The sequence below is a fragment of the Cryobacterium sp. TMT2-14 genome (assembly GCF_004402465.1).
Taxonomy (GTDB): Bacteria; Actinomycetota; Actinomycetes; order Actinomycetales; family Microbacteriaceae; genus Cryobacterium; species Cryobacterium sandaracinum.
Genome location: NZ_SOFV01000035.1, coordinates 1 through 20,315, shown reverse-complemented (window position 1 = coordinate 20,315; position 20,315 = coordinate 1). Strand labels below are relative to the sequence as shown.

Annotated in this window: 13 protein-coding genes; 11 read left to right on the top strand and 2 right to left on the bottom strand. The window is 68.3% G+C overall.

What is annotated here, in order from left to right:
• Window positions 1–72: 72 nt before the first annotated feature.
• The 4 genes from E3O28_RS12325 (at window position 73) to E3O28_RS12310 (ending at window position 5,220) form a co-directional block, all read left to right on the top strand.
• Window positions 73–1,143, top strand: coding sequence for a low specificity L-threonine aldolase (locus E3O28_RS12325; protein ID WP_233191259.1), 1,071 nt, complete (start codon window positions 73–75; stop codon window positions 1,141–1,143).
• Window positions 1,140–2,831, top strand: coding sequence for a long-chain-fatty-acid--CoA ligase (locus E3O28_RS12320; protein WP_104100045.1), 1,692 nt, complete (start codon window positions 1,140–1,142; stop codon window positions 2,829–2,831). Before E3O28_RS12325 ends, E3O28_RS12320 begins: the two co-directional genes overlap by 4 nt.
• A 144-nt stretch (window positions 2,832–2,975) precedes the next feature.
• On the top strand, window positions 2,976–3,659 hold the full coding sequence (locus tag E3O28_RS12315; RefSeq protein WP_347232384.1) for a nitroreductase family protein: 684 nt from the start codon (window positions 2,976–2,978) through the stop codon (window positions 3,657–3,659).
• A gap of 64 nt (window positions 3,660–3,723) precedes the next feature.
• Complete coding sequence (locus E3O28_RS12310) at window positions 3,724–5,220, top strand: NAD(P)/FAD-dependent oxidoreductase (RefSeq protein WP_134416208.1); 1,497 nt, start codon at window positions 3,724–3,726, stop codon at window positions 5,218–5,220.
• On the opposite strand, the gene E3O28_RS12305 is transcribed toward E3O28_RS12310, so the two are convergent.
• The gene (locus E3O28_RS12305; RefSeq protein ID WP_134416206.1) at window positions 5,198–6,244 is read right to left on the bottom strand and encodes a zinc-dependent alcohol dehydrogenase family protein; all 1,047 of its coding nucleotides are present in this window, start codon (window positions 6,242–6,244) and stop codon (window positions 5,198–5,200) included. The genes E3O28_RS12310 and E3O28_RS12305 overlap by 23 nt on opposite strands.
• A gap of 104 nt (window positions 6,245–6,348) precedes the next feature.
• The gene (locus E3O28_RS12300) at window positions 6,349–8,538 is read right to left on the bottom strand and encodes an AAA family ATPase (RefSeq protein ID WP_134343196.1); all 2,190 of its coding nucleotides are present in this window, start codon (window positions 8,536–8,538) and stop codon (window positions 6,349–6,351) included.
• 231 nt (window positions 8,539–8,769) lie between these two features.
• Here E3O28_RS12300 and E3O28_RS12295 point away from each other — a divergent pair, with 231 nt between their 5' ends.
• From E3O28_RS12295 to E3O28_RS12265, 7 genes are all read left to right on the top strand, one after another.
• Window positions 8,770–10,209 carry an aminobutyraldehyde dehydrogenase gene (locus E3O28_RS12295; RefSeq protein ID WP_198411579.1) on the top strand — a complete coding sequence of 480 codons (1,440 nt, stop codon included), beginning with the start codon at window positions 8,770–8,772 and terminating at the stop codon, window positions 10,207–10,209.
• 67 nt (window positions 10,210–10,276) lie between these two features.
• Complete coding sequence (locus E3O28_RS12290; RefSeq protein ID WP_134416204.1) at window positions 10,277–12,250, top strand: primary-amine oxidase; 1,974 nt, start codon at window positions 10,277–10,279, stop codon at window positions 12,248–12,250.
• A 36-nt stretch (window positions 12,251–12,286) separates the two neighbouring features.
• Window positions 12,287–13,174, top strand: a complete 888-nt coding sequence (locus tag E3O28_RS12285; RefSeq protein ID WP_241973120.1) for a universal stress protein — start codon at window positions 12,287–12,289, stop codon at window positions 13,172–13,174.
• 15 nt (window positions 13,175–13,189) lie between these two features.
• On the top strand, window positions 13,190–14,743 hold the full coding sequence (locus E3O28_RS12280; RefSeq protein ID WP_134416202.1) for an APC family permease: 1,554 nt from the start codon (window positions 13,190–13,192) through the stop codon (window positions 14,741–14,743).
• Window positions 14,744–14,834: 91 nt separating this feature from the next.
• Window positions 14,835–18,140, top strand: coding sequence for a DEAD/DEAH box helicase (locus E3O28_RS12275; protein WP_166784815.1), 3,306 nt, complete (start codon window positions 14,835–14,837; stop codon window positions 18,138–18,140).
• 148 nt (window positions 18,141–18,288) lie between these two features.
• On the top strand, window positions 18,289–19,173 hold the full coding sequence (locus E3O28_RS12270) for a fructose-bisphosphatase class II family protein (RefSeq protein ID WP_134416198.1): 885 nt from the start codon (window positions 18,289–18,291) through the stop codon (window positions 19,171–19,173).
• Window positions 19,174–19,269: 96 nt separating this feature from the next.
• Window positions 19,270–19,881: a histidine phosphatase family protein gene (locus tag E3O28_RS12265; protein ID WP_134416196.1), complete on the top strand. Its 612-nt coding sequence runs from the start codon at window positions 19,270–19,272 to the stop codon at window positions 19,879–19,881.
• The last annotated feature ends 434 nt before the right edge of the window (window positions 19,882–20,315 follow it).

The window sequence follows — 20,315 nt, the reverse complement described above, 5'->3', positions numbered from 1 at the left end:
ACGCAAAATCTCCGTCGAATTCGCACACCGAGCGCACAGAAGCGGAGCAGACGGATGCGCGAAGATGGAGGGGTGACTCAACTCCATGACCTTTCTTCGCGCGGGTTCGCATCCGACAACTACTCCGGGGTGCACCCCGAGATTCTCGAGGCGATCGTCGCCGCCAACGGCGCGCACCAGATCGCCTACGGCGAAGACGTCTACACTGCCCGGCTGCAGCAGGTCTTCACCGAACACTTCGGCGCGGGCGTCGAAGCCTTCCCGGTCTTCAACGGCACCGGCGCCAATGTGATCGGACTGCAGTCGATGCTGCCGCGCTGGGGCGCCGTGATCTGCGCATCCACCGCTCATATCAACACGGATGAGGCGGGCGCCCCCGAAAAGGTGGCCGGCATCAAGCTCCTCACCGTCGACACCCCCGACGGCAAACTCACCCCCGCACTGATCGACCAGCAGGCCTGGGGCTGGGGCGACGAACACCGCGCCCAACCGCTCGTGGTGTCGATCACCCAGACCACCGAGCTCGGCACCGCGTACACGGTCGACGAGGTGCGGGCCATCGCCGACCACGCACACGCCCACGGCATGAAGCTACACATGGACGGCGCCCGCCTGTCCAACGCCGCCACCTCGCTGGGCCTGCCGTTCCGCACCTTCACCCGTGACGCCGGCGTCGACGTGCTCAGCTTCGGCGGCACCAAGAACGGCATGATGTACGGCGAGTGCGTCGTGGTCCTGAACCCTGAGGCATCCGCGGGCCTGCTCTACCTGCGCAAACTGAACATGCAGCTGGCCTCGAAGATGCGCTTCATCTCGGCCCAGCTGATCGCGCTGCTCGGCGGCGACCTCTGGCAGCGAAACGCCGGCCACGCCAACGCCATGGCCACACGGATGCGCCACGCCCTCGAGACCGGTATCGCCGCCGGCGAAATCGAGGGCTTGTCCTTCACCCAGAACACTCAGGCCAACGCGATCTTCGCGATCCTGCCCCCCGGCGTGGCCGATCGCCTGCGCGGGCACTTCCGGTTCTACGATTGGGACCCCGCGACCAACGAGGTGCGCTGGATGTGCGGCTTCGACACCGAGGAGGCCGACATCGACGCATTCGTCGCGGCCCTGATCAGAGAACTGGCCGCCCGATGAACGTCTTCGAGAATAAACCCTGGCTCGGCTCCTACGCCCCCGGCGTTCCGAGTACCATCCAGGAACCGACCGACACGCTCTCCGACATGATCGAGACCTCGGCGCGCCGGTTCGGCCCCAGCGTGGCCCTCGACTTCTTCGGCGCCACCACCACCTACGCCGAGCTCGGCGAGCAGATCTCTCGGGCTGCAAACGGCCTCCTGCGCCTCGGCGTCAAACCCGGCGACCGGGTGGCCCTTGTGCTGCCGAACTGCCCTCAGCACGTGGTGGCTTTCTACGCCGTGCTACGCCTGGGCGCGATCGTCGTCGAGCACAACCCGCTCTACACCGAACGTGAACTCCGACACCAGTTTGAAGACCACGGCGCCCGCGTCGCCATCGTTTGGGACAAGATCTACCAGACCGTCACCGATTTCCCCGCCGACCTGGGCCTGCGCACCGTGATCGCGGTGAACCTGACGGAAGCGATGCCGCTCGCCAAGCGGCTCCTGCTCAAGCTGCCGATCGCTAAAGCCCGCGAGTCGCGAGACGCCCTGACCTCGGGCCCGCTGGGCAAGGATGCCTTCAGCTGGTCCGGCATCGTCGGCTCACGCAAGCTGCGCCCCGGCCACCCGCGCCCGAAGGTCACCGACACCGCCGCGCTCCAATACACCAGCGGCACCACCGGCACCCCGAAGGGTGCCATCCTCAGCCACTTCAACCTGCGCTCGAACGCCCTGCAGGGCGAGGCCTGGGTGCAGGGGCTGCGCCCTGGCGAGGAGGTCTTCTACGCGGTCCTGCCCATGTTCCACGCCTACGGCCTGACCCTCTGTCTGACGTTCGCGATGGCCACCGGCGCCCGGCTCGTGCTGTTCCCCAAGTTCGACGAGGGACTGCTGCTCGATGCGGCCCGGCGCACCCCACCCACATTCATGCCGGCCGTCCCGCCGATCTACGACCGGCTCGTGAAGGCCGCGACGGCGAAGAATGTAAGCCTGCGCAGCATCCGTTACGCCATCTCGGGCGCGATGAGCCTGCCGGTGTCGATCGTGGAACGCTGGGAGGCCGCCACCGGCGGGCTGTTGGTCGAGGGCTACGGCATGACCGAGGCCTCGCCGATCGCCGTCGGCAACCCGATGGGCCCGAGCCGGCGCCCCGGCACGGTGGGCGTGCCGTTCCCGAGCACCGAGATCCGCGTGGTGGACCCGGACGACCCGACCGTGAACCGCGGGATCGAAGAGGAAGGTGAGCTACTCATCCGTGGCCCACAGGTCTCTTCCGGCTACTGGGACCAGCCGACCGAGACCGCCAAGACGCTTCTCGACGGAGGCTGGCTGCGCACCGGCGACATCGTCCGCGTCTCCTCCGACGGCTTCGTCACGGTCGTCGACCGTATCAAAGAACTCATCATCACCGGCGGCTTCAATGTGGCGCCCTCCGAGGTCGAGGCCGCTCTTTTGTCGCATCCGGATGTCGCCGACGCCGCCGTCGTCGGGCTGCCGAGCGCGAACGGCGGCGAAGACGTCGCCGCCGCCGTCGTGTTGGCGGCGGGGGCCACCCTCGACGTCGACGCCATCCGCACGTATTGCCGCACCCGGCTCTCCGCCTACAAGGTGCCCCGCACCGTCGTGGAGGTCGACGAGCTGCCCCGGTCGCTGATCGGCAAGGTGCTGCGCCGCGAGGTGCGAGCCGGCTTGATCAAGGAGTAGCCGCGAGAGCGGGTAGAGCGTCGGTTTCGACGCCGCATTCCGACGCCTACCCGCTCGTGAGATGCTTCGGCGATGCGTATACCGCAGCGGCAGGTCGTAGCGGAACAGTGTGCCGCCGCCCGCGTTGGAGTGGATGGGTCAGCGTTGCCCCGCCATCCCAGCCAGACTCTGGCGAAAGATGGGCCTACGAACCTCATCACCAACACCCTCAGCCGCGCCGCCCACACGGCGTCGCCCCTCCTCCCCGTGCTCGCCGGGCGCTGGAGCCCCCGCGGCTTCTACCCGACGGCCCTCGTCGACGAAGCCACTCTGACCACCGTGCTCGAGGCCGCCCGTTGGGCTCCCTCGGCCAGCAATATGCAGCCGACCCGCTTCATCGTCGCCCGCCGCGGCTCGGACAGCTTCGCGAAGATCCATGAGACGCTGATGGGCTTCAACAAGGCGGGGGCGAATGCCGCCTCCGTGCTGATCGTCAACGTCGCCACTCTGCCGATCGACGTGACCCGCGAGAACCCGTGGGCCCGCTACGACCTGGGTCAGGCCGTCGCCCATCTGACGATCCAGGCCCAGCACGAGGGACTGCACACCCACCAGCTCGGCGGCTTCGACGGCACCGCCCTCGGCGGCTTCGACGGCACCGCCCTCGGCGTGCTCGGCGACGTCTCCCTGCTCTCCCCCGAGCTGCTCGAACGCGAGTCCGCCCCGCGCACCCGCAAGCCTCTCGTCGAGCTTCTCCTGGTCAACGACTGGTCAACGACTAGTCAACGACCAGCAGCAAGAGCCCGCCCCGACACAGTAACTCCACAGCCCCGTCAGGTACAAACATGATTCGACTATTTTTCCCGGCAACGCGCCCGGCTGCTCCCAGCAGTGAACACCGGTGGAGACCACGATGACCGAACACACCCCAAATCACTTTGATGTCGTCATCATCGGCGCGGGGCCGGCGGGAACGGCCGCGGCGCTCCGTGCCGCCGAACTGGGAGCCCGGGTCGCCGTGGCGGAGGCCGACCAGCTCGGCGGGACCTGCGTGAACACGGGGTGCGTGCCGACGCGGGTGCTCGCCAAGGCGGCGCGCCTGATGCGCGAGGTGCGCGCGGCAGATACCTACGGGATCGTAGTCAACGGCCCCGTCATCGACTGGGCCACCATGGGAGACCGGGTGCAGTCGCGGGTGAACAAGGTGCGCTCGATCAAGAGCGAGGCCGAGAGGTTCGCGGCCGCCGGAATCGAACTGGTTCTGGAAGGTCGGGCGCGATTCATCGACCCGCATTCCGTGGTCCTGGACACCGGCCGCATCCTCACCGCCGCCACGTTCCTGGTCTGCGTCGGCGGGCATTCTCGGCGACTCGCCGTGCCGGGGGCGCACTTGGCGACGGTCCCGGAAGACATTCTGAAGCTGCCGTCGCTACCCCGACGGGTAGCCGTGATCGGCGCCGGAAACACCGGCGCCCAGTTGGTCACGGTGTTCAGCTCCTTCGGCTCCGACGTGACCGTGCTCGATGTGGCACCGCGCATCCTGATGGCGTCGGATTCCGACATCTCCGCCACGGTCTCGGCGGCGTTCCGCGAGCAGGGCGTGGCCGTGCACACGGGCATCGAAGCGGTGACGGCGATCGAGCCGGACGCCGACGGAACCCTCACCCTGTCCTGGCGCGAAAAAGGAACGGAACAGTCTTCCGCCTTCGACGCCGTCATTATGTCCACCGGTTGGCCGGCGGATGTCGACGACCTCGGGCTCGACCGGGCTGGCATCACCATCGAACGTTCCGCCATCCCGGTGGACCAGTACTTCCGGAGTGTCGTGCCCCATATTTTCGCGGTCGGCGACGCGAACGGCCGGGACATGCTCGTACAGGCGGCCCAATTCGAGGGCGAGGCCGCGGCCGAGAACGCGGTGCTGGGCGCCAATCGCAGAACGCCGCACCACCTGCTCCCGGCCGGCGGTTTCACCGACCCCGACTACGCGGGCGTGGGCTTCACCGAGGAGGAGGCCAGGGCTCGCGACCCGCACTGCGTCGTCGCGACAGTGCCCTACGCCGAACTCGACCGCGCTGTGATCGACGGTCGGGAACCTGGCTTCCTCAAGCTGATCGCCGACCGGCGGCGGGAGCTGATCCTCGGCGCCCATGCCACCGGGGAGAACGCGGTCGAAGTGATCCAATCCGTGACGACGGCGATGGCCGCCGGCGTCGACGTCGCCACTCTGGCCCGGGTGCGCTTCGCCTACCCCACCTACAGTGCCGTCATCGGCCTCACGGCCCGTCGACTACTGCTGGAAGCGCCGAAGCCGGCCGCGGTGATCCTGCCCGTCGCGGTGATCGAGCCCGTCGAGCTCCCCCTCCCGACACGTGTGATCTCCGTGCCTACGGGAGCAGCATCACCTTGATGGCGCGGCGCTCGTCCATGGCGGCGTAGGCCTCGGCAACCTCGGCCAGCGGCAGCTGCAGGTCGAACACGCGGCCGGGGTTGATGGCACCCGAGAGCACTTCCGGCAGCAACTCTTCGACGTAGCCGCGCACGGATGCGACGCCGCCGTTCAGGCCCACGTTCCGCCCGAACAGCGGGCTAACCTCGATCGGTCCGCCGGTGGGCACGCCCACGTAGCCGACCATTCCGCCGGGACGGGCCGACGCGATGGCCTGCTCCATCGACTCCTTGGTGCCGACGCACTCGAGCACGCAATCCGCGCCGATGCCGTCGAACAGCTCACGGATGCGGGCCACGCCGGCCTCGCCGCGCTCCTCGACGATCTCGGTCGCGCCGAACTCGCGGGCCACGATCTGCCGTTCGGGGTGACGCGACATGGCCACGATCCGGGAGGCCCCGAGCCGCTTGGCCGCGATGATGGCGCAGAGGCCGACCGCGCCGTCACCGACGACGACGACCGTGCTGCCCGCGGTCACACCGGCGGAGACCGCGGCGTGGTGGCCGGTGCCCATGACGTCGGCGAGGGTCAGGAGACCGGGAACCTGGGCATCGGTGGGCAGGGTCGGCGTCGCAACGAGCGACCCGTCGGCGTGCGGCACGCGCACTTTCTCGCCCTGGGCGCCGTCGGCGAAGCCGCCGAGCTGGTCGTCCGAGCCCCACCAGCCGCCGTTCAGGCAGGAGGTGCTGGTGCCGTTCTGGCAGTTGATGCACGTGTTATCGCAGTCGTAGAACGGCGCGATGACGAAGTCGCCGACCTTGACCCGGCTGACGTCGGCGCCGATTTCCTCGACGATGCCGACGAACTCGTGGCCGATTCGTTTCGGCTCCTCGGTGGGATGGATGCCGCGGTAGGGCCAGAGATCTGAGCCGCAGACGCAGGCTGCGACGACGCGCACGATGGCGTCACCGCCGGTGGAGAGAATCGGATCGGATACTTCTTCGAGGCGGATGTCCCGTTCCCCGTAAATCACTGTTGCACGCATGCTTCGACCCTATGCCAGCCCCCCTGACTGTCACCGGGCAGGGGGCCCGTTCCGTCGTATTCCCGCCGAATTCCGCTAAACGCGAAATCCGGCGACGGACAGAACTACAGCAGCGCGTCGTCGTCGAGGTCGGCCGGGTCCACGACCAGCAACGGGGCGGATGCGACGCTGAGCGATTCCCCGTCCGGCGCCAGGTCCACCCGCACCGTCTCGCCGTCCCGCACGGCGCCCGACAGGATCGCGGTCGCCAACCTGTCGTCGATCTCGGTCTGCATCAACCGCCGCAGCGGGCGCGCACCGTAGATCGGGTCATAGCCGCGTTCCGCCAGCCAGGTGCGGGCATCCGGGGTCACGCCCAGCTCGAGCCGCCGCTCGATCAGCCGCTTTTCCAACCGGTCAACGAGCAGCCCGACGATCTGGCCGAGGTCCTCCATCGACAGCGATTCGAACACGACGATGTCGTCGAGACGGTTGACGAACTCGGGCTTGAACGTCTTGCGCACGAGTGCCTGCACGGCCGCCTCCTTCTCGTCCCGGCTGAGCACCGGGTCGATCAGGAACGCCGACCCGAGGTTCGAGGTCAGCACCAGGATCGTGTTGCGGAAGTCCACGGTGCGGCCCTGGCCATCCGTGAGCCGGCCGTCGTCGAGCACCTGCAGCAAGACATCGAAGACCTCCGGATGCGCCTTCTCCACCTCGTCGAACAAAATCACCGAATACGGGCGGCGGCGCACGGCCTCGGTCAGCTGCCCGCCCTGCTCGTAGCCGATATAGCCGGGAGGAGCCCCGACCAGACGGGACACGGAAAACTTTTCCCCGTACTCGCTCATGTCGATGCGCACCATCGCCTTTTCGTCGTCGAAGAGGAACTCGGCGAGCGCCTTCGCCAGCTCCGTCTTGCCCACGCCGGTCGGCCCGAGGAAGAGGAACGAACCGGTCGGCCGGTCCGGGTCGGAGATGCCGGCCCGGCTGCGGCGCACGGCGTCGGCGACCGCGCGCACGGCCTGCTTCTGCCCGACCAAGCGGTGCCCGAGCTCACCCTCGAGGTTCAGCAGCTTCTCCGTCTCGCCCTGCAGCAGCCGCCCTACCGGGATGCCGGTCCACATCGCGACCACGGCGGCGATGTCCTCCGCGGTGACCTGGTCACCGACCATCCGCGGCCCATCCTGCTCGGTCTGCTCCGCTTCGGCGAGTTCCCGTTCGATCACCGGGATGTCGCCGTAGAGCAGCCTGGACGCCTTCTCCAGGTTGCCCTCGCGCTCGGCCACCTCGGCCTGGCTGCGGGTGCTCACCAAGCGCTTCCTCAGATCGCCGATCCGGTTGAGCGAGGAACGCTCCTTGTCCCAGCGGTCCTGCAGCTCAGCAAGGGCCACCGTGTATTCGGCAAGGTCAGCACGCAACTTCCCCAGGCGAGCCTTAGAGGCGTCGTCCTTCTCTTTTTTCAGCGCGAGCTCTTCCAACTCCAGCCTCTGCACCCTGCGACGCAGTTCGTCGATTTCCACGGGAGCGGAGTCGATCTCCATCCGCAGCCGGCTGGCCGCCTCGTCGATCAGGTCGATGGCCTTGTCCGGCAGCTGGCGGGCGGTGATGTACCGGTTGGAGAGGGAGACCGCGGCCACCAGCGCCGAGTCCGCGATCGACACCTTATGGTGGGCCTCGTAGCGCTCCTTGAGCCCGCGCAGGATGGCCACAGTGTCTTCCGCACTGGGCTCGTCGACCAGCACCGGTTGGAACCGGCGCTCGAGGGCGGCATCCTTCTCGATGAATTCGCGGTACTCGTTGAGCGTGGTCGCACCGATCAGGCGCAACTCGCCGCGGGCGAGCATGGGCTTGAGCATGTTGGAGGCCGCCACGGACCCTTCGCCGCCGCCGGCACCCATCAGGGTGTGCAGCTCGTCGACGAAGGTAATGATCTGCCCCTGCGCGTCGTTGATTTCCTTGAGTACGGCCTTGAGCCGCTCCTCGAACTCGCCGCGATACTTGGCCCCCGCCACCAGGGCCGCCAGGTCGAGGGAGACCAGCTGCTTGCCCTTGAGGGAGTCGGCCACATCGCCGGCCACGATGCGCTGGGCCAGTCCCTCCACAACGGCGGTCTTGCCCACGCCGGGTTCACCGATCAGCACCGGGTTGTTCTTGGTGCGGCGGGTGAGTACCTGACTGACCCGCCGAATCTCCGCGTCCCGCCCGATCACCGGGTCAAGCTTGCCGGTCCGGGCGATCTCGGTGAGGTTGACACCGTACTGCTCCAACGCCGTCTTCGCTTCTTCCTGGGGCGGTTGCTGACCTGCTTGCATCGGAAGATCCTCTCTCGGGCCGGCCGCTCTCGTCGCAGGTCGGCAAAAAGCTGAGCCTGTTGGACTCAAGTTTAGGGGACATCGAGAAAACGCGCCAGCGGTCCGGAGACAACTCGGCGGTGCTACGGCGGCAGCCCCATCACGACCCAGTTTTCGTCCGGGTATCCGAATTCCTCTGTCGGATGCCATACTTACCGAACAAAAGACCCGTTTCTACACTCAGCGCAGAGGATCAGGCCCGTGGCCACCCCCACCCTTAAAAACTTCATCAACGGCCGCTTTGTCACTCCCTCCGGCACCGAGCTGCTCGACATCGTCGATCCCACAACGGGACGCCGGGTTGCCCGGGCCCCGGTCTCCACCGCGGCCGACGTCGACGACGCGATGACCGCCGCGAAGACCGCCTTCCGCACCTGGGGCCGCACCACTCCCGCCGAGCGGCAGCGCGCGCTGCTGCGCCTCGCCGACGCGATCGATGCCGAGAGCGACGCCATCGTGGAGGCCCAGCACCGCAACACGGGCCAACCTCGCGCCACGATCGCCGTTGACGAGGTCGCGGCCGGCGCCGATCAGCTGCGCTTCTTCGCCGGTGCCGCCCGACTGCTCGAGGGCAAGTCCGCCGGTGAATATCTGCCCGGCATGACCTCCTGGGTACGCCGCGAACCGATCGGCGTGGTCGGGCAGGTCACCCCGTGGAACTTCCCCTTCCTGATGGCCATCTGGAAGATCGGCCCCGCGCTGGCGGCCGGCAACACCCTCGTGCTCAAGCCCAGCGACACCACCCCGGAGTCGACCCTCGAACTCGCCCGGATCAGCCAGGGCATCCTCCCCGACGGCGTGATGAACATCGTGCTCGGCAACGGCGGCACCGGGGCCGCGATCGTCGAGCATCCGGTACCCGGCCTGGTCTCGATCACTGGCAGCGTGCGGGCCGGTATGGCCGTCGCCGCCGGCGCCGCGAAGACGCTCAAGCGGGCCCATCTCGAGCTCGGCGGCAAGGCGCCGGCCCTGGTCTTCGCCGGCGTCGACGTCAGCGTGACCGCCGCCGCCATCGCCGACTTCTCCTTCTATAACGCCGGGCAGGACTGCACGGCCATCACGCGAGTGCTCGTGCACGAGTCCATCCATGACGAGTTCGTCGACGCACTCGTCGCCGAGGCCCGCAGCCGCACTACCGGGTCGGCCGACGACGCCGACAACTACTTCGGGCCGCTCAACAACGTCAACCATTTCGGCGACGTCTCGCGCAAGGTCGCGGCCCTGCCCGACCACGCTGTCATTGCCACCGGCGGACACCAGGTCGGCACCGAGGGCTTCTTTTTCGAGCCCACAGTCGTCACTCAGGTGCGCCAAACGGATGCGATCGTGCAGGAGGAAACGTTCGGCCCGGTGATCACGGTGCAGCCCTTCACGTCGGAGGAGCACGCGGTCACGCTCGCGAACGATGTCAACTACGCGCTCGCCTCCAGCGTGTGGACCCTCGACCACGCCACGGCCATGCGGGTCTCCCGCGACCTCGACTTCGGCGCGGTGTGGATCAACACCCATCTCCTGCTGACCGCCGAGATGCCACACGGCGGTTTCAAGCAGTCCGGATACGGCAAAGACCTGTCGATGTACGGCGTCGAGGACTACACCCGGATCAAGCACGTGATGAGCGCGCTGGAATAAACACGGGTCTCGACAGGCTCGACCACCGCCAGGCTCGACCACCGCCAACGAGAACAGAGGCCCCTCGATGACTTTCCACCCGCTCGACCCGCTCTCCGCCGCTGAGTTCACCTCCGCCGTCGCCATCCTCGCCCGCGAGCGCGGCGTCGCCGACGGGTGGCGGTTCACCTCGATCGAGCTGGTCGAGCCGCCCCGGAGCGCCGTCGCCGAGTTCACAGCTACCAGCGCGGTTCCCGACCGACGCGCACGGCTGGTTGTGCTCCACCGCGCCGAGAACACCACTTGGGTGGGCGTCGTCTCGCTCACGACCGACGCCCTGCTCGAGTGGGAAACGGTGCCGGGGATGCAGGCGAACTTCACCGTCGACGAGTGGGAGGAAGCCGACGCCGCCCTTCGCGCCCACCCCGATGTGATCGCCACTCTCGCCCGCCGGGGCATCACCGACCTCGACCTGGTCTTCATCGACACCTGGACCTACGGCGACGCGGTAATCCCCGACCGGTATCGCGGCCGCCGCCTGGGCTGGTCAGACGTCTGGGTCCGGGCGTCCACCGACGCCAACCCCTATGCGGGACCGGTCAGCGGCCTGCACTTCGTGCTCGACGTCAACACCATGGAACTGCTCGAGGTGGAGGACTCGTTCACGGTCGAACCGCCGGCGGGAATGGGCGAATACGTGCCGCACCTGGTGCCCCGGCGCATCCGGGATCGAAGCCCGCGCCCGCCGCTCACCCCGCTCGACATCGGGCAGCCCGACGGCCCGAGCTTCACGCTCGACGGCAACCTGGTCGAGTGGCAGAACTGGTCGCTCCGGGTGGGCTTCAACTACCGCGAGGGCATGACCCTGCACACCGTGGGCTACCGGGACGGCGGCCGGGTGCGGCCCATCGCCAACCGGTTGTCGTTCGCGGAGATGGTCGTGCCCTACCGCGACCCCAGCGTCGACCATTTCCGTCGCACCGCCTTCGACATCGGCGAGTGGGGCCTCGGCTTCATGACCACCTCGCTCGAGCTCGGCTGCGACTGCCTCGGCGAAATCCGCTACCTCGATGCCGTGCTGCACAACAGCAAGGGCGAGCCGTACAGCATCCCGAACGCGTTCTGCATCCACGAGGAAGACAACGCGGTGCTCTGGAAGCACGTCGACCACAACGGCAGTGCCGAGGTGCGCCGGATGCGCCGGCTCGTCGTGTCCTTCCACGTCACGGTAGCGAACTACGAGTACCTCGTCTATTGGCGCTTCTACCAGGACGGCAACATGGAATGCGAGGTGCGCGCCACCGGGATCATGGTGGTGACGCACCTCGACGAGGGCCAGCCGCACCCCAACGGAACCCTGGTCGACACGCGCACCTACGCGCCGTTCCACCAGCACTTCATCGTGGCCCGGATGGACCTCGACGTCGACGGCCGCGAGAACACGGTGTTCCGCACCGAGACGCAGGCCGAGCCGATCAGCGCCGCAAACCCGCTCGGCCTCGCGATCACCCAGCTGAACACCCCGATCGAGACCGAGGGGTTCGACGACTACAACTGGGACACCCAACGGGCCTGGAAGGTCGTGAACGAGAACTCGCTCAACGGCCTCGGCACCCCCGTGTCCTACAAGCTGGTGCCCGGCGGAGCCATCCCGTCCTTCTTCGACCAGGCGGCGCCTGCCCTCCAACGCGCCCAGGTGATCGGGCACACGGTCTGGGTCACCCCGAACGACGAGTCCGAACGCTGGCCGTGCGGCGAGTTCGTCAACCAGAGCGCGGTCGACCACGGCCTGCCCGAGTGGATCCAGGCTCGCCGACCGGTGCGGAACGCCGATATCGTGCTCTGGTACGTCTTCGGTATCCACCACATCACCCGACCGGAAGAGTGGCCGATCATGCCGGTCGACACCGTGTCGTTCTGGCTCAAGCCGGTCGGCTTCTTCGACCGCAATCCGTCGCTCGACGTGGAACGCAGCCCGGCGCACTGTGCGCCGGGCGAGCACGCCGAGCATGACCATGAACATGATCAGCCCGCCCATAATCCACACCACTATGACCACTGAGTGCGACACCCGTCGCGAACCGAGGGAGAAACCAGCGTGACCCGAGTAGCCAACTACGTCATCGCATACGAAGCGACCGAACGGGGCAATGACACCGTCGAGCTGGGTGTCGCGCTGGCGCGCCTGACCCGCTCCGAGCTGCGTCTGTGTCTTGTGCTTCCGCATCATTCATCCACCGTCCCGGCCCGGGTCGGTGCTTCCACCTCCCCCGACTACCAGGCTCTGCTCGAGGAGCAGGCCCTCGAATGGCTGGAACAGGGCAAGGCCCTGGTTCCCGATGACGTGGTCGCCACAACGCATCTCTTCTACGCCGACTCCACCACGGAAGGGCTGCTCCAGGCCGCTCGCGCGTTCGACTCGGACCGCATCGTCGTCGGGGCCTCACGCCGCGGCCTGATGAACCGATTCACGATCGGCAGCGTGGCCAACGCGCTCCTGCACGCCTCGCCGGCGCCCGTCGCCCTCGCGCCCCGCGGCTACAAGGCTCCCGCACAGCTGACCCGGATCACCTGCGCCATCGGCACCCGGCCGGGCTGGAAGACGCTGCTCGACTCACTGGTGGCCTTCTCGGCGGACCTCACGGTCGACCTGCGTTTCGTCACGCTCGTGGAGGTCGACGCCGGTCGTCGGCACCCGGTCGACGAGAGCGAGAGCCAGGCCCACCTCGACGGCGTCCTGGAGTACTTCCAGAGTCGGTCGAAGGCGCGCGGCACCATCACCACCGAGGTCGCGTCCGGGCACATCGTCGAGGCCGCCGTCGAGGCCCTCGACTGGCAGCCGTTCGAAATCGCCTTCGTCGGCTCCAGCCGGCTGGCTCAGCCCACCACGATTTTCCTCGGCATCACCGCGCACCGCATGCTGCACGCGCTCCCCGTTCCCCTCATCGTGGTCCCCACCGGCACTGACGCCCGTAAGCCGCACTGACCCTAAGGACAGTCCATGACTAGCCAACATCCCTCCTCGGGCTCCACGCCCGGCACCTCCACCCTCACCGGCGGCCTTTCCGAGAAGGGCCTCAGCGCTGGCTCCATCGGGCTTCTCGGCGCCACGGTCATCGGCATCTCGTGCATCGCGCCGGCGTACACCCTGACGGCCTCCCTCGGCCCGACGGTCGCGGCCGTCGGCACCCAGATGCCGGGCATCTTCCTGGTCGGGTTCATCCCCATGCTGCTGGTGGCGCTCGGCTACCGCGAGCTCAACAACGCCATGCCGGATGCCGGCACCTCCTTCACGTGGGCCACCCGCGCCTTCGGGCCGTGGCTCGGCTGGATGGGCGGCTGGGGTCTGATCGTCGCGACGGTGGTCGTGCTCTCCAACCTCGCCGGAGTCGCCGTCGACTTCTTCTATCTGATGCTCGCCCAGCTTCTCGGCAACCCGAGCCTCGCCGACCTGACGAACAATGTTGTGATCAACGTGCTCACCTGTCTGGTGTTCATGGTGGCGGCCTGTTATGTCTCGTACCGCGGCATGGAGACCACGAAGGCCGTGCAGTACGTGCTCGTGGCCTTCCAGCTGATCGTGCTGGTCTGGTTCAGCGTCGCCGCCCTGCTGCAGGTCGTAGAAGGCACCGCCTTCGATGCCCTTGCGTTCAGCGCCGACTGGTTCAACCCGTTCCTCGCCCCTTCGTTCTCGGCCTTCGCGGCCGGGGTCTCGCTCTCGATCTTCATCTTCTGGGGCTGGGACGTCACCCTGACCATGAACGAGGAGACCAAGAACCCGAAGACAACCCCCGGGCGTGCGGCGACGTTGACCGTGGGCATCATCTTCGCGCTCTACATCCTCGTGGCGGTCGCCGCCCTGATGTTCTCCGGCATCGGCGCCGGCGAATTCGGACTCGGCAATGAGGAGATCCAGGGCAACGTGTTCGCCGCCCTCGCCGGACCGGTGATGGGTCCCTACGCCATCCTGATGTCGCTGGCCGTGTTGTCCAGCTCGGCCGCGTCGCTGCAGTCGACCTTCGTCGGGCCGGCACGCACCATGCTATCGATGGGCCACTACAAAGCGTTCCCGAAGCGGTTCGCCTCAATCAGCCCGCGCTACAAGTCCCCGGCCTTCGCCACCGTAATGGCAGGAATCGTGGCCTGGGGCTTCTACGCGATCATGCGCGTGCTCAGCACCGATGTGCTCACCGACACGATCCTGACCCTGGGCATGATGATCTGCTTCTACTACGGGGTCACCGCGTTTGCCTGCGTCTGGTATTTCCGCGACTCGCTGAACGGGCCCCGGGCCATCCTGCTCAAACTCCTGGCGCCGCTGATCGGCGGGGTCATCCTGCTGGTCATCTTCGCAACCACTCTCTACGACAGCATGAACCCCGACTACGGCAGCGGATCGAACATCGGCGGGGTCGGGCTCGTGTTCATCCTCGCGATGGTGCTGTTCATCGGCGGCCTCGTGCTGATGCTGATCCAGCGCAGCGTCAACCCTGCCTTCTTCCAGGGAAAGACGTTGACGAAGGGGTCCTCGAAGGAACACGGGCACGTCGAGTAGCCCCCTGATGCGCCCGGCCGGGCACGGCCGGCCGGGCACGGCCGGCCGGGCACGGCCGGCCGGGCTGGGGCATGGAAGAATGGTTCCCGCCATGGCCCACACGTTCAGCTCCCACGACATCGCGCTCCTTGTGGGCAGCCAGGCGTTCTCACGCGGCGAACGCTACGCCCGCAACGGCCACGTTGATGCCGAGACCTGGTTCGGCTCGAACACCCAGCTCTTCGGCATGGTGCGCGGTTCTCACCCGACGCCCTATTCGGTGACCGTCTCGTTCACCCTTGATTCCGCCGGCGCCGCGGTGCGGGCATCCGGCGTCTGCACCTGCCCGATGAAGCGCAACTGCAAGCATGTCGCCGCGCTGCTGATCGCGAGCCAGGGCGGCGCCGTGGGCCGCAGCCTCGGCGGAGTGCCGGGTGCCCCCGCCACCGCCCTGGGCCGCGAGCCCGGGTCGGCCGTCGGCACCGCCGGGTTCTCCGCACGGGCAGCGTGGCGAAGTACGCTGGCTCCTCTGGCGCGACCGGATTCCGCGCCGTCCGCAGACACCCGCCTCGCCCTCCAGTTCCAACTTCTCGCTCCCGAGCACGGGCGTTTCGCCAGTCAGCCGGGGCTGCGCCGGCTGGCGGCGCGGCCCGTGATGATGGGCAAGCAGGGCAAGTGGATCCGGGGCAGCGTCACCTGGGAGAACCTGACCACCGACGGGTCGCTCGACCGCGGCCAGCTGCGGGTGCTCTCGGCGCTCTACGCGCTGCAGTTCGCGGCCCGCCCGTACTACGCCACCTCCACCCAGTGGATTCCGGTCGACGCTTTCCCCGACCGAGCGCTCTGGGACCTGCTCGACGACGCGGCGAACGCCGGGCTCCCCCTGGTCTCCGCCACGGCGCAGCAGGATCCCGTGCTCGTCTCGCCCGTTCCTGCGTGCCTCGAGCTGGACATCCGTCGTGTGTCCGACGGCCTCACGCTGCGCCCCGTCCTGCTGCTGGGCGACGAGCAGCAGGCGCGCGGCACGTTCGGGTTCATCGGCAACCCCGCCCACGGCGTCTACACCTGGGCGGGCCAGTCCGGCAGCGATTCCCCGCAGATCACCCTCGCCCCGCTGTCGGGCGAGATCAGCCGGGAGCTGCGGGCCATGGCGGCCTCCGACACCATCGCGGTGCCCGGCGCGGACGAGGCCGACTTCCTGGCCGAGTTCTACCCGTTCCTTCGGCACCGGGTCACCGTGACCAGCCGGGACGAGTCGTTCGCCCTACCCGAGACCCCGCAGCCCGTGCTGGCCCTGACCGTCACGCACCAGATGGATGCCCGCATCACCCTGCACTGGGTGTGGCACTACCCGGAATACCACCAGCCACTCCGCCCGGTGCCGGACGATGACAGGTTTCGCGACGGCACCCGGGAGGGACAGATCCTGCACGACGTGCAGACGCTCCTCACCTCCGTGCCGGCCCTGGTAGGGCAGCAGAGCGGCCTGCCGGTACTGATCGAGCGCGCCACCCTGGCCGGCACCGCCATGCTCGGCTTCCTCGACTCCGTGGTGCCGACCCTGGCGGCCGCAGACCATGTCACCGTGCTGGTCGCCGGCGATGCCCCCGACTACCGCCAGGCCGACGAGGCGCCGGTGATCACCGTGGGCACCACCGAACGCCCGGATGACCGGGACTGGTTCGACCTGCAGGTGGCCGTCAGCATCGACGGCGAAGAGATCCCGTTCGACAGCCTGTTCCGGGCCCTGGCGGTCGGTCAGCAGCTGATGATCCTGCCCAGCGGCACCTGGTTCAATCTAGACCGCCCCGAACTGCACACGCTCCGCCGGCTGATCGAGGAGGCCCGAGGGCTGCAGGACGCCGGCGCCGAGTCCCTGGGGATCAGCCCGTTCCAGGCCGACCTCTGGGAGGAGCTGCAGTCCCTCGGGGTCGTCGCCAGCCAGGCGGCCGCGTGGCGCGACACCGTGTCCGGGCTCACCGACGTCGCCCAGATTCCGGAACAGCCGCTGCCGGCCGGGGTCGACGCCACCCTGCGCGGCTATCAGCAGGCCGGTTTCGAGTGGGTGAGCTTTCTCTACGACCATCAACTGGGAGGCATCCTCGCCGACGACATGGGCCTCGGCAAGACCCTGCAGGCCATCGCCCTGATGGAACGCGTGCGGGAGCAGCCGGGGCAGAGCGCGCCGTTCCTGGTCGTGGCACCCACCAGCGTGGTCTCCAACTGGGCGGCCGAGTGCGCCCGATTCGCGCCCGGCCTGCGGGTGGCCGCGATCACCGAGACCGCCGGCAAGCGCAGCAGCACTCTGGCCTCGCTGCACGCCGGCGCGGACGTCGTCGTCACCTCGTACACGCTATTCCGGCTGGACTTCGGCGACTACGAGGCCCTGGCCTGGTCCGGGCTGCTGCTCGACGAAGCCCAGTTCGTCAAGAACCGCAAGTCCCGCGCCCACCAGTGCGCCCGCCGCCTGGCCACCCCGTTCAAGCTCGCGATCACGGGCACGCCGCTGGAGAACAACCTGATGGAGTTCTGGTCGCTGCTCTCAATCACGGCACCGGGACTGTTCCCCAGCCCCGGCCGCTTCGGCGACTACTACCAGAAACCGATCGAGAAGGATGCCGACGGCGACCGGCTCGACCAGCTGCGCCGCCGCATCCGCCCGTTCATGCTGCGCCGCACGAAGGAGCAGGTGGCCGGCGACCTGCCCACCAAGCAGGAGCAGGTGCTTGAGCTCACGCTGCACCCGAAGCACCGCGCGGTCTACGACACCCACCTGCAGCGGGAACGGCAGAAGGTGCTCGGCCTGATCGACGACATGAACTCCAACCGTTTCGAGATCTTCCGCTCGCTCACCATGCTGCGCCAACTCAGCCTCGATGCCAGCCTCTACGACACGAAGTACGACGACATCCCGTCGACCAAGCTCGACGTGCTCCTCGAACTGCTGGAGGACGTCGTCGCCGGCGGGCATCGCACCCTCATTTTCAGCCAGTTCACAAAGTACCTGGGCAAGGCCCGCGCACGCCTCGACGCCGCGGGCATCAGCTATTCCTACCTCGACGGCAAGACCCGCAACCGGGCGCAGGTGATCGAGAGCTTCAAGGCCGGCAACAATTCGGTCTTCCTGATCAGCCTCAAGGCCGGCGGGTTCGGCCTGAACCTGACCGAGGCCGACTACGCCATCCTGCTCGACCCGTGGTGGAACCCGGCCACCGAGGCGCAGGCCGTGGACCGCATGCACCGGATCGGCCAGACGAAGAACGTCTTCGTCTACCGCCTGGTCTCCCGGGACACGATCGAGGAAAAGGTGATGGCCCTCAAGGCCACGAAGGCCCGCCTCTTCGAGAGCGTGATGACGGATGGCGCCGCGCGCGGGACCGCCCTGACGGCCGCCGACATCCGTGAGCTGCTCGCTTAGCCCACGCACCGGTACCCGCCCGCTGAGTCGCCCCCTGAGTCGCCCGCGCTGTCGCCCGCGCTGTCGCCCGCACGAGTGCCCGCCCCGGGCACGCGAGTAGGCTTTCAGCTGCCGGTCACGAGACCGCCGTCCCAGCAAGAGGTAGCCCATGCCGCAGCACCGCCCGTTCGCTCCCCTGCCCGAATCCACCGTGATCGGAGCCGAGGGCTGGCCGGCCGGGCTGGTCGCCGCCGTGCGCGCGTCGACCGAGGCGGCGGCACGCGCCACACTGCCCTGGGTGGGTCGCGGCGACAAGATCAACGCCGACCAGGCGGCCGTCGCCGCCATGCGTGCCGTTCTCCTGACCGCGCCTTTTCGCGGAACCGTGGTGATAGGCGAGGGCGAGAAGGACCAGGCCCCCATGCTTGCCAACGGGGAGCAGCTCGGCACGGGGAACGGACCGGACTGCGACATCGCAGTCGACCCGCTCGACGGCACGACCCTCGTCGCCCGGAACCTGCCCGGGGCGGTGTGCGTGATCGCCATCTCCCCCCGAGGCACGATGTTCGATCCCGCCGGTGTTTTCTACATGGAGAAGCTCATCTCAGGCCCAGCCGGTCACGGCGTGCTCGACCTGCACGCCTCCGCCACCCGCAACCTCCGTGCGTTCTCGCTCGCCAGCGGCATCCCCGAGACCGCGCTCACCGTCGCTGTGCTCGACAAACCGCGCCACGTCGAACTCATCCGCGAACTCGGGTGCGCCGGAGCACGCGTGCTCCGCACGGCCGAGGGTGACGTCTCCACGGCCATCGCCGCCGCATCGACGGATGCCGCGGTCGACCTCTCGATGGGAATCGGCGGTACCCCGGAAGGCGTCATCGCGGCCTGCGCCGTGCGCGCCCTCGGCGGCGTGATGCTCGGGCGGATGGCCCCGCAGAGTGAGCCCGAAGAGCGCGGCGCCCGGGCCGCGGGCCTCGACCTCGCCCGCATCTACGACGCAGCAGACCTGGTGACGAGCAAGCACGTGCTTTTCGCGTCGTCCCCGGTCACCTGAGCCACCGCGCTCTGTTCCAAAAGTCGATCCGCCCGATGTTCGACCCGGTCGAGACCCGATTCATCTCCCGACCTCAGCCCGAGACAGAATAGAACGGTGAGTTCCACAACTACCTTCGCCCTGATCCGCCACGGCCAGACCGACTGGAATGCCGCTCTGCGTATCCAGGGCCACTCCGACATCCCGCTCAATGACACCGGGCGTGGCCAGGCAGCGGATGCCGTCGGCCACCTGGCCGCACAGGAGTGGGACTTCGTCGTCTCCTCACCGCTCAGCCGCGCAGCCGAGACGGCCGATCTCATCGCCCGGGGCCTCGGCCTGACCGTCACCGGTCGCATCCCAGGGATCGTCGAGCGCAACTACGGTCCCGCCGAGGGACTGGGCGCAGGCCCCGAGCTGGACGCGCTCCGCGTCCCCGGCGGCCCCACCGGAATCGGCGGCTTCCACGGCGCCGAAACCGAGGCCAGTGTCGCCGACCGCGGAGTCGAGGCCCTGCAGCTGCTGGCCCGCAACCACCCGGGTGCCCGCATCATCGTAGTCAGCCACGGAACACTGATCCGACTGACGCTGATGCAGGCGCTCGAGACGCCCGTCGACACGATCAGGAACGCCTCCCTCAACGTGGTCGTCCATGACCAGGCCGGCTGGACCCTCGACATACTCAACGGCGAGCCCGTCCCCGCCGGCAACCTCCTCCCCATCAACTAGCAGCGGCCGGTCCCGCACCCCGCATGACTGCACCCGGAACGGGCCTACTCACCCTCGCTTAGCGACGGCAGGCCCCCTCGCGCGGGTGGCCCTCTGTCGTCGGTGCAGGTGTGCGCCCTCGCACCCGGGCCCGTGTGTGTGTGGCTAACTCAGGACATCTGTTGCCCGCAGTAGACGGCCGCCGCGGGTTAGTGCGGCATTGGTGCGGATGCCCGGCACGGCCCGGCTGGATCTCCTGAGTTGGCCACGACCGCTGCTGGATGTGCGCCGCGGGGTGGATGGGGCGGGGGCGTCGCTGTTGGACGCGTGGCCACCGGGCGCCGGGCGCCGGGCGGGGTGGTGGTGGTTAACGCACAATGGCCACCCGTTGGGGTGGCCATTGTGTGTGTTGCTACGTTGAGTCCGGCGGTGTCCTACTCTCCCACAGGGTCCCC